Source organism: Luteitalea sp., from assembly GCF_022842525.1.
Lineage (GTDB): Bacteria > Acidobacteriota > Vicinamibacteria > Vicinamibacterales > Vicinamibacteraceae > Luteitalea.
In genome coordinates, this window is the sequence record NZ_JALHPM010000055.1 from 25,123 (window position 1) to 35,496 (window position 10,374).

A 10,374-nucleotide genomic window follows, 5' to 3' on the forward strand; every position below is an offset into this window, starting at 1 on the left:
CGGCGCATCGTAGCAAGGAAGCGGGCCCGATCCCGCCGCCGCCACCGGATCCGATCCAAAATGTCAGTCATGAATTCCGACTGGACATCCCGCGCGGTGTCGCCCGACGAAGCCGTCGCGGGCATCCGCAGCGGCGCGAAGGTCTTCGTCCACGGCGCGGCGGCGACGCCGACCACGCTGCTGGAGGCTCTCGCCCGCCGCACCGACCTGACCGGCGTCACCGTCTACCACCTCCACACCGCCGGGCCGGCGCCCTTCGCCGACCCGGAACACGACGGACGCTTCCGCTCCGTGTCGCTGTTCACGGGCGCCCCGCTGCGCGGCGCCATCGCCGAGGGGCGTGCCGACTTCGTCCCGATCTTCCTCTCCGACATCCCGGGCCTGTTCCTCTCCGGGCAGGTGAAGCTCGATGCGGCCCTGCTCAGCCTGTCGGTGCCGGATCGCCATGGCTTCTGCACGCTCGGCACGTCGGTGGATGCGGCGCGGGCCGCCGCCGACACGGCCACGCTGGTGATCGCCGAGGTCAACACGCAGATGCCGCGCACGCGCGGCAACGTGGTGGTGCCGGCCAGCCGCCTCGATGCCTTCATCGCCAACGACCGCGCGCTGCACGAGCACACGCCGGCGCCGGAGACCGAGATCGAGGGCGCCATCGGCGAGCTGATCGCCGACCTGGTCGAGGACGGCTCGACGCTGCAGATGGGCATCGGCGGCATCCCCGACGCCGTCCTGCGTCGCCTGGGCAACAAGCTGGAACTCGGCGTCCACACCGAGATGTTCTCCGACGGCCTGATCGACCTGCAGTTGAACGGCGTGATCACCAACCGACACAAGGTGGTGCATCCCAACCGCACGGTGACGTCCTTCGTCAACGGCACGCGGCGCCTGTTCGACTTCGTGGACGACAACCCGCAGGTCGAGTTCCACCCGTGCGATCGCACCAACGACACGTCGACCATTCGCCGCAACCCGCGCGTCGTGGCGATCAACTCGGCGCTCGAGATCGATCTCTCCGGCCAGGTCTGCGCCGACTCCATCGGCTACCGCATCTTCTCGGGCATCGGCGGGCAGATGGACTTCATCCGCGGCGCCGCCCTGTCGCCCGGCGGCAAGCCGATCATCGCGCTGCCGTCGACGGCCGCGCGGGGCACGCTGTCGCGCATCGTGCCGACGCTCAAGCCCGGCGCTGGCGTCGTCACCACGCGCGGGCACGTGCACTGGATCGTGACCGAGTTCGGGGCGGTGAACCTGCATGGCGCCTCGATCCGCGAGCGCGGCGAGATGCTCATCAGCATCGCGCACCCGGACTTCCGCGCCGAATTGCGCCGCGATCTCGCCGAGATCCGGCACGTCTAGCCAGTCGACCCCGAGCCCGCCATGCACGCGTTCCTTCATGTCCGGCTGGTCGTGGCCAGCCTCGTCGTCTCAGGCGCCCTGGTCCCTCTGGCTGCCCAGCCCGCACCGCCCACGGCTCCGGGGACCGCGGGAGGCGCCGCCGCGGTCCTGACGACGTCGCCGATCATCGACGGGCACAACGACCTGCCGTGGGAGATGCGGCAGCGCGCCAGGTACGACTTCGACCGCATCGACATCGCCGCGCCACAGCCGCAGCTGATGACCGACCTCCCGCGGCTCCGCCAGGGGCACGTCGGGGGACAGTTCTGGTCGGTGTACGTGCCGGCGGAGTTGCAGGGAGACGCGGCGGTCAGCGCCACCCTCGAACAGATCGACGCCGTGCACGAGATGGTGCGCCGCTACCCTGACAGGTTCGTGCTGGCGCGCACGGCCGATGACGTCGAACGCGCCATGGCCACCGGCAAGATCGCGTCGATGATGGGCGTCGAGGGCGGGCACTCGATCGACAGCTCCATCGCCACGCTGCGCATGCTGCATCGCCTCGGCGCGGGCTACATGACGCTCACTCACAGCCGCAACGTGCCGTGGGCCGATTCCACGAGCGACGACCCGAAGCTGGGCGGCATCTCGGCGTTCGGCGAGGAGGTCGTCCGCGAGATGAACCGGCTGGGCATGCTGGTGGACCTGAGCCACACTTCGCCGGAGACGATGGCCGACGCGATCCGTGTCTCGCGGGCGCCGGTGATCTTCTCGCACTCGAACGCGCGGGCGGTCTGCGACGTACCCCGCAACGTGCCCGATGCGATCCTCCGGCAGGTGGCCGGCAACGGCGGCATCGTGATGGTCACCTTCGTGCCGGGTTTCGTCTCGCAGGACGCGGCCAACTACTCGCGGCGGGCGCAGGCGCAGAGCCAGTTGCTGCAGTCGCAGTTCGGTGCCGACAAGGCCGGCCTGGACGCGGCGATGAAGGCGTGGCGTACGACCAACCCGGAGCCACGGGCCACCCTGACCCAGGTCGCCGACCACATCGACCACATCCGCAAGGTCGCGGGCATCGACCACATCGGCCTCGGCGGCGACTTCGATGGCATCACGTCGGTCGTGCAGGGGCTGGAGCACGTCGGCACCTACCCGGCCCTCATCGCCGAGCTCGGACGACGCGGGTACTCCAGCGACGATCTCGCGAAAATCTCTGGCCGCAACATCCTGCGCGTGATGCGCGGCGCCGAGGCCACGGCCGCGACCCTGCGGTCCACCGCGCCGTCGCTCAAGACGATCGAGGACGTCGATCACGTCACGCGTCGCGGCCAGCCGCTCCCGCCCGTCCGCTGATCGCGATGCCGACGCCGGCCCTCACCATCGTGGCGCTCGGCGACTCGACGACGGCGGGCACGCCGGGGTTCCGGTCGCCGGTCGAGGCCCCGCCCGACGGCGAGGGCGACGTGACGAGCCAGTTTCCCTGGTGGCTGGCGCGCGCCGAGCCCGCCTGGCGCGTCCTCAATCGCGGCGTCAACGGCGAACGCGCCGACGAGATCGCGGCGCGCTTCGACCGCGACGTGCTGGCGCATGCGTCACAGTCCTCCGTGGTGGTCGTGCTGCTGGCCGGCGTCAACGACGTGTATCAGGGACGCGATGCCGCGACGGTGCAGGCGCACCTGCTCGCGATGTACGAACGCGCCCTGAGCGCGGCGCTCCCCGTCGTGGCCTGCTCGATCATTCCCTACGACACGGCGACGGCCGACCAGAACGCGCGCATGCACGCCATCAACGGCTGGATTGGCGCGACTGCCGCGAGCAGGCCCGGCATGGCGTTCTGCGACACGCGGGCCGCCGCAGCCGCCCCGGGCCATCCCGACCTCCTGTTCGCGAGTCCCGACCAGTTGCACCCGACGCCGGCCGTCTACCGCCGCATGGCCGACGCATTGCTTCCGGTGATCCAGCGCCTCGCGGCCGACCCTCCCCTCCAGCGCCGATCGGCAGCGACAGGGCGCTGACCGGCGGCTACGTCGCGGCCAGCGTGATCGGTCCACGAGGCCCGGCGGCCGGATCCCAGCGTGGCAGCGCCTCGCGCAGCGACCCCGCTCCCTCGAGGCCCAGCCAGGGCAGGACGATGCGCCAGATGTCGGCGGGCGTGGCGCCAGCGTCTCGCATCGCGCCGACGTGTGCCGAGCCATGCGACTTCGACAGCTTGCGGCCATCGGGCCCGAGCACCAGCGGCGTGTGCAGCCAGCGCGGCGGCGGCGCGCCCAGCGCCTCCCACAGCTGCATCTGCACGGTCGTGTACTCGAGCAGATCGCTGCCGCGCACCACGTCGCTGACCCCATCGGCGATGTCGTCGGCGACGACGGCGAGGTTGTAGGAGACGAGGCCATCGCGCCGCACGAGGATCGGATCACCGAAGGCGCGTGGATCGCTCTCGCATCGCCCCCAGCGGCGATCGACGAACGACGCGAAGCCCGGGCGCAGTCTGAAGCGAAGGGCGCCGTCGGGCCAGCCGCGGTCGGCACAGCCGCCGGGGCACCCGGCCGTTGCCACGAGACCCTCGTCGCGCATGGCGCGCGTGCAGCGGCAGTGGTAGAGGCGTGGCGCGAGGTGCGCCAGCACGGCGCCGTAGTCGCGCGACGACTGCCGCGGCGTCTCGGCATCGGCCTGCACGCCGAGCCACGCCAGGTCCGCGCGCAGGTCCGCTTCGACGTCGAGGCGGGACCGGCCGCGATCCACGTCCTCGATGCGCAACAGCAGCCGCCCGCCGTCGGCCCGCGCCGACAGCCACGCACCGGCGAAGGCGCAGACGTTGCCGAGATGCAGCCGCCCGGAGGGCGTCGGCGCGAGCCGGCCGATGGTCACCGGCGTAGCCTACAATGATCGGATGCCTCGGCTGACGCGCATCTACACACGCAAGGGAGACGACGGGACGACGGGGCTCGGGGGTGGGCAGCGCGTGGCGAAGGATGCCCTGCGAGTCTCCACCTACGGCACCGTGGACGAGCTGAATTCCGTCATCGGTGTGGCCCTCGCCAGCGGCCTGGTGCCCCGCCTCGCGCAGACGCTGCCGGTGATCCAGAACGAGCTGTTCCACCTCGGCTCGGACCTGTGCTTCCTCGAGGACGACAAGGCGACGTACCGCATTCCGCAGATCGAACCGCGGCACGTCGAGGCCCTCGAGACGCTGATGGACGAGCTGAACGACGTGGTCGGCCCGATCGAGAACTTCGTGCTGCCGGGCGGCGCCCCCGGCGCCGCCCATCTCCACGTCGCCCGCACCGTCTGCCGCCGGGCCGAACGCGAGGCGATCACGCTCGCGCACGAGGAGCCGGTCGGCGCGTTCGTGATTCCTTACCTGAACCGGCTGTCGGACGCCCTGTTCATCATGGCGCGCTACGAGAACCACCAGCGGGCCATTCCGGAACCGATCTGGAACAGCCAGCTGTAGGCGCGCGCTAGAACTTCACCTGCCAGACGACGCGGAAGTTCCGCCCCATCTCGGGCACCAGGTCCTTCACCAGCGACAGGTGGTTGCGGAACAGCTCGTTGGTGACGTTGTCCAGCCGCGCCGAGAACGTGTGGGTCGTCGGCCCGGCCTGCAGCGAGTAGGCGCCGAACAGGCGGAGCGTGGTGAACCCGTCGGTCGGCGTCTCGATGTCGTAGACCCGATCCTGCGACGACGCGCGCACCACCTGGCCCCCGAGCTGCAGCGCATTCCAGTGGTAGCGCAGACCGCCCGTGACGCGCACCGGCGGGATGCGCGGGAGCGGGTCGCCGCCGTCACGCAGTTCGCCCCGCACCGTGTCCAGCCCCAGTTCGAGGTGCAGCCCGCGGGACAGGTCGATGTCGGCATGGGCTTCCACGCCCTGCAGGCGCACGTCGCGGCCGATGAACTCGACGATCGGGAACTCCTCGTCGCCGTGGTGGCCCTCCTCCTCGTGCCCTTCCTCGTGGCCCTCTTCCTCGAGGCCCGGGAACCGCGCGTCGAACTCCTCCTCGGTCAGCGGGCTGCGGAAGATGTAGTTGTCGACGGTGTTGTTGAAATACGTCACTTCGGCCGAGACGCGCGGCAGGCGGACGCGGTAGGACACGTCGAGTCCGTACGACACCTCGGAGTCGAGGTCGTCGTTGCCGACCTCGAAGGAGAAGTTGCCGGCGTGCACGCCGAAGAAGTACAGCTCCTCGAGCGCCGGGTTGCGCGCCGCGCGCGCCAGGCTGATGGCCAGCGTGCTCTGCTCGGTCGGCCGCAGCAGTGACCCGAGCGAGAACGACAGGTTGTTGAAGTCGCGCGGCCGCAGGCCACCGGCCGGGTCGTAACTCGCCCGGTCGAAACGCCCACCGAACTGCAGGGTCGCGTGCGACCATGACACTTCCTGGTAGGTGAACGCCGAGACCACGTTCTGGTCCACCTTCGGCGACAGCGCCTCGGCGCCGACGGCCTCGAACGTCCGGGTGTAGCCGGACACGCCGACCGTCCCGGTCAGCCGGCCGACCGGACGATGGGTGGCGCGGAAGTCGAGGTCGAGCAGATCGTTCCTGAACTCTGTGCCCACCTCGTCGCCCTCCAGTTCCTCGTGGCGATAACGGTGATAGGCGACCGAGCCGCGCGCCGACGTGAAGAACCCGGTCATGTTGCGCACTTCACCGCGGCCGCTGTACACCTGCCGACGCGGCGTCAGCTGGATCTCGCCGCCCTCGATGACCGGCACGCCGTACTTGGTGTCGTCGAGCTGCACGCCGGCGCCGACGTAGCTGTTGGCCGTGGTCCTGGCGACGCCGACGTTGCCGAAGAAGCCACGGGTCTGCGTGTTGTCGACCTCACCCTCGGGCGTGTCGTAGTTGCCGGAACGGCGAGCCGACCCGCCGACGTTCATCGCCCACAGGCCGTTGCCCACCGTGACGTCGGCCGCACCGCCCGCCTGGCCGCCGTTGGTCGCGAGGTCCACCTGGGCCGCGCCCATGGTGCCCGTGGCCGGCCGCGTCGGGATCTGGTTCGAGATGACGTTGACCAGGCCGCCAATCGCATTGGCGCCGTACAGCAGCGTCGCCGGGCCGCGGACCACCTCGACCTGTGTCGCCGCCGCGGGGTTGATCGTCACGCCGTGATCGCCCGACTGGCTGGACAGGTCGGCGGTGCGCTGGCTGTTCTGCAGGATGAGGACACGATCGCCATCCTGGCCGCGGATGATCGGCCGCGACGGTCCGGGGCCGAGCGACCGCTCGGACACGCCGGGCTCGTTGCGCAACAGCCCGCCGAGCGACCCCTCGAGCTTGATGCTCAGTTCCTGGCCGGAGAGCACGGACGTCGGCTGGTAGGACTCGAACGGGTCGCGAGGCTCGGGCCCCACCGTGACCGCCTCGGCATAGTGCAGGTCTTCCTGCAGCAGGACCTCGAGCGGCGCCAGCGGGTCGGCCAGCGTGACCTCGGTGCGCATGGGCAGGAACCCGGTGGCGCTGACGCGGACGTGGACGAGTCCCGACGCAGGCGTCGGCAGCGTGAATGCGCCGGTGTCATCGGTGAACACCGTCGTGCGGCGTTCCTCGAGCACGACGGTGGCGCCGGCCACTGGCTGACGGCTCTCGCCGGAGAGGACCCGGCCGGTGAGTTGCATCGCCGCAGCGGGCGCGGTGGACTGCGCAACGGCCGGCGACGGCGCGATCAGGGACAGGCCGAGGCCCAGGGCCAGGCCGGTGGACACCCGGACGAGCCGGGAGGTGAAGCAGGGCAACATGTGTCGATACTCCGTGCAGGCGGGGTCTGGACAGACACCCCTGGCGCGGTCGCGATCGCGCACCACGCCGGTGCCGGCGGCTGCGGCGCGGCACCTGGACTCGAATGGGTAGCAGGTCGGGAGCGGTCGGCCGGACGGCCGATCAGGCGCGAGTCGGTGGCGCCCGGGCCGGCAGCGCCGGCCGCGCGTCCGAGTGCGGGACCCCACCCTGGAGCGCGATCCACTCGATCGACGCCGATGCGGGGGCGAGCAGGCTGACGGGCACGCCACCCCAGCCGAATCGGAGCGACGAGGCGGTCTGGCAGTACAGACAGTGGCGGTCCGGCGAGGCGTCGGGCAGCACGCCGGCCGAGATGCCGTGGTCGGAGGCGTCGTGGACGACGGCGGTGACGTGCGCGCTCTCGCCGGTCACGTGACCGGAGATCAGCAGCCCGAGGGGACCTGCCGGCGCAAGCACCAGCAGGCACGCGAGCCAGAGCGCCCGGAGTCGGGTCGCCAGCGGCACCACCATCTGCTCACAGTGCCATCCGCCTCAGCCCATCGTCAAGACGAGCATTTGCCGGTGCTGTCGGACGCGCGATACTGTTGGGTCTGTGACCAGGTCTCTTCCACCTGCCCGGCTGCTGCTCCTGGCGGCCGTCAGCGCCGTCGGCGGCGCCCTGCTGCTGGTCGGCGGGCAGGCGGTGAGTGGTGCGCTCCTGGTCGGCATCGGCGTCGGCCTCGGCACGGCGGCGGCCCTCGCGCGACCGCCCGTCACGCGCGCGGAAGAACCGTCCGCGGAGTACGTCCACAGCTCGCTGGTCGAAGCCCTCGCGGGCGCCATCGATGCCAAGCACGACCCCTCCGGCAAGCGGCTGCAGCGGCGGCGGGAGTGGGCCACGGCGCTGGCCAGGGCCGTGGGCCTGCCGCCTGCCGACATCGACGCCTTGCGGACGGCGGCGCTCCTGCTCGACATCGGCCAGCTCGCCGTCCCCGACCACATCCTGTCCAAGCCGGGCCCGCTGTCGGTCGAGGAGTTTCACAAGATTCGCATCCACCCCGAGGTCAGCGCCGGGCTCATCGAGGGCGTGCCCCTGCCGAAAGCCGTCGGCGCCTTCGTGCGGTCGCATCACGAGCGCTGGGACGGCAAGGGCTACCCCGAGGGCCTGGCGAAGGACGCCATCCCCGTGGGCGCGCGCGTGCTCGCCGTGGTGGACAACTACGACGCCCTCGTCAGCGAGCGCCCGTACCGGGACCGCCTGACCCGCGAGGCGGCCATCGCCGTGCTGCGCGAAGAAGAAGGCAAGTCGCTCGACCCGTCGATCGTCGAGCGCTTCATCACGCTGCTGCCGTCGATCGAAGGGGGCGCCGGGCACGAGAGCGCCGTCGACAGTTCCCTGGTGTCGATCGTCACGGCACGGCGCGAGGACGTGGCGCTGTTCGAGATCTCCCAGGCGATCAGCGCCGGGCTCGGCGTCGAGGGCACCGCGCAGTTGCTGGCGCAGAAGCTGCGGCGCGTGATTCCGTACTCGAGCGCGGCCCTGTACCTCTACGACCCGGAGCGCCGCAGCTTCAAGGCGGCGTTCACCGAGGGGATCGAAGCCGACGTCCTGGCCACCGTCCACGTGAGCGCCGAGGCGGGCATGTTCGGGCAGTCGCTGCGCGAGCAGCGGGCCGTGGCCAATGGCGATCCGCACGTCTGCCTGGACGCCCGCGCCGCTGCCACCACACGGCTGCGATCATCCATCGTCTGTCCGCTCTACGGAGAGCGAAACGAGCTGGTCGGGGCGATGGCCATCTACCACGTCACGCCGGGCTGCTACACGCAGGACGAGTGCCGCATGCTCGAGATGGTGGCGAGGCAGGCGGGGCCCGTGGTCAGCCACGCGCTGCAGCTCTCGCGCGCCCAGGAAGAAGCCCTCACCGACCCGCTGACGGGGCTGCCGAACACGCGCTTCCTGTGGATGCACCTCACGCAGGAGCTGGCGCGGGCGGCACGCCAGGCGTCGCGGCTCGCGCTGCTGCTCGTCGACGTGGACGACTTCAAGTCCGTCAACGACAACGAGGGGCACCCGATCGGCGATCTCGCCCTGAAGGAACTGGCCGCGGTGCTGCGACAGGCCGTGCGCCCCTACGACGTGTGTGCCCGGTACGGCGGCGACGAGTTCGTCATCATGCTGCCGGAATGCGGCCGGGAAGAGGCCGAGGAGCGCCTGCGCGACCTGCAGACCAAGATCGCGCGCCACGACGTGCGCCTGCCCGATGGACGGACGTTCACGCTGGGCGTGAGCATCGGCGCCGCCGTGTTCCCGCGTGATGGCGATTCGTCCGAGGCGCTGCTCGCCGCCGCCGATGCCCGCATGTACCAGGACAAGCACCGCTGGCGCGAGCAGGGCGACCGGGACCGGGAGCACGGCTCCGGCGACACCTTCCCGAACAATCTGCCGCGCCCCCCCCTGCACAAGATGTAGCCGACGCGGCCGGCGTTCGGCGGTATCCTGCCCGCATGCGAATCCCCCTGCGGTACGGGATCGCCGCGAGCCTCGCGGCGATCGTGACGCTCGGCGTCGCCCTGCGCGGCCAGACGCCGGTGCTCGCGCTCATCGGTGTCCACGTCATCCCGATGGATCGGGAGCGGGTCCTTGAACGGCAGACGCTGCTCATCCGCGAGGGGCGCATCGTCGAGATGGGACCGATCGGGACCGTGCGGCCACCGGCGGGCGCACAGATCGTCAATGGCGCCGGAAAGTACGTGCTGCCGGCACTCGGCGAGATGCACGGCCACCTGGCGGGCCCCAACGAGGGCCTCAATCAGCGCATCCTGTCGCTCAATGTCGTCCATGGCGTGTTGACGGTGCGGAGCATGCTCGGCCACCCGGCCCAGCTCACCTTGCGTGATCGCGTTGCGAAGGGCGAACTGCTCGGCCCACGGATTTACACGTCGGGGCCCTCGGCCAACGGCCAGTCGGTGACCACGGCCGCCGCGGGTGAGCAGATGGCCCGTGAGCAGAAGGCCGCGGGCTACGACCTCATCAAGATCCACCCGGGCGTGCCGCTGGACGCCTTCACCGCGCTGGCGAAGACGGCCACCGAGGTCGGCATCCCGTTTGCCGGGCACGTGCCGGTCGCCGTCGGCGTCCATCGGGCCATCGACGCAGGCTATCGGTCGATCGATCATCTCGATGGCTATGCCGAGGCCGCGCTGCGTGACGGCGCCACGGTCGGCGCCAACGGCAGCGGCTTCTTCGGCACGCTCATCGCGCAGGACCTCGATGACGGCAAGATCGCGCCGCTGGTGCAGAAGACGAGATCGGAAGAGCGT

8 protein-coding genes and 1 pseudogene are annotated in these 10,374 nt (G+C 70.9%); 6 read left to right on the top strand and 3 right to left on the bottom strand.

Features of this window, described 5'->3' with window-relative positions; genetic code table 11:
• Positions 1–69 precede the first annotated feature (69 nt).
• Genes Q0C41_RS13055 through Q0C41_RS13065 form a run of 3 tightly spaced genes read left to right on the top strand, consistent with a single transcriptional unit; the run spans position 70 to position 3,350 of the window.
• A complete protein-coding gene (locus tag Q0C41_RS13055) occupies positions 70–1,356 on the top strand; it encodes an acetyl-CoA hydrolase/transferase C-terminal domain-containing protein (RefSeq protein ID WP_291984222.1) in 1,287 nt (428 codons plus the stop codon).
• A 21-nt stretch (positions 1,357–1,377) separates the two neighbouring features.
• On the top strand, positions 1,378–2,688 hold the full coding sequence (locus Q0C41_RS13060; RefSeq protein ID WP_291984223.1) for a dipeptidase: 1,311 nt from the start codon (positions 1,378–1,380) through the stop codon (positions 2,686–2,688).
• Positions 2,689–2,693: 5 nt separating this feature from the next.
• Positions 2,694–3,350 carry a GDSL-type esterase/lipase family protein gene (locus Q0C41_RS13065; protein ID WP_291984224.1) on the top strand — a complete coding sequence of 219 codons (657 nt, stop codon included), beginning with the start codon at positions 2,694–2,696 and terminating at the stop codon, positions 3,348–3,350.
• 7 nt (positions 3,351–3,357) lie between these two features.
• Here Q0C41_RS13065 and Q0C41_RS13070 read toward each other — a convergent pair whose 3' ends face one another.
• On the bottom strand, positions 3,358–4,203 hold the full coding sequence (locus Q0C41_RS13070) for a glutamate--tRNA ligase family protein (protein WP_291984225.1): 846 nt from the start codon (positions 4,201–4,203) through the stop codon (positions 3,358–3,360).
• Positions 4,204–4,225: 22 nt separating this feature from the next.
• Between Q0C41_RS13070 and Q0C41_RS13075 the strand changes: the two genes are divergently transcribed.
• Positions 4,226–4,789, top strand: coding sequence for a cob(I)yrinic acid a,c-diamide adenosyltransferase (locus tag Q0C41_RS13075; RefSeq protein ID WP_291984226.1), 564 nt, complete (start codon positions 4,226–4,228; stop codon positions 4,787–4,789).
• 7 nt (positions 4,790–4,796) lie between these two features.
• Here the strand turns inward: Q0C41_RS13075 and Q0C41_RS13080 are convergent, their stop codons facing one another.
• Both Q0C41_RS13080 and Q0C41_RS13085 read right to left on the bottom strand, forming a co-directional pair.
• Positions 4,797–7,073, bottom strand: coding sequence for a TonB-dependent receptor (locus Q0C41_RS13080; protein WP_291984227.1), 2,277 nt, complete (start codon positions 7,071–7,073; stop codon positions 4,797–4,799).
• A gap of 142 nt (positions 7,074–7,215) precedes the next feature.
• Positions 7,216–7,584 carry a hypothetical protein gene (locus Q0C41_RS13085; protein WP_291984228.1) on the bottom strand — a complete coding sequence of 123 codons (369 nt, stop codon included), beginning with the start codon at positions 7,582–7,584 and terminating at the stop codon, positions 7,216–7,218.
• Positions 7,585–7,666: 82 nt separating this feature from the next.
• On the opposite strand from Q0C41_RS13085, the gene Q0C41_RS13090 reads away from it, so the two are divergent.
• A complete protein-coding gene (locus Q0C41_RS13090) occupies positions 7,667–9,523 on the top strand; it encodes a diguanylate cyclase (RefSeq protein ID WP_291984229.1) in 1,857 nt (618 codons plus the stop codon).
• A 35-nt stretch (positions 9,524–9,558) separates the two neighbouring features.
• A pseudogene (locus Q0C41_RS13095) lies at positions 9,559–10,374 on the top strand (amidohydrolase); the annotation flags it as partial.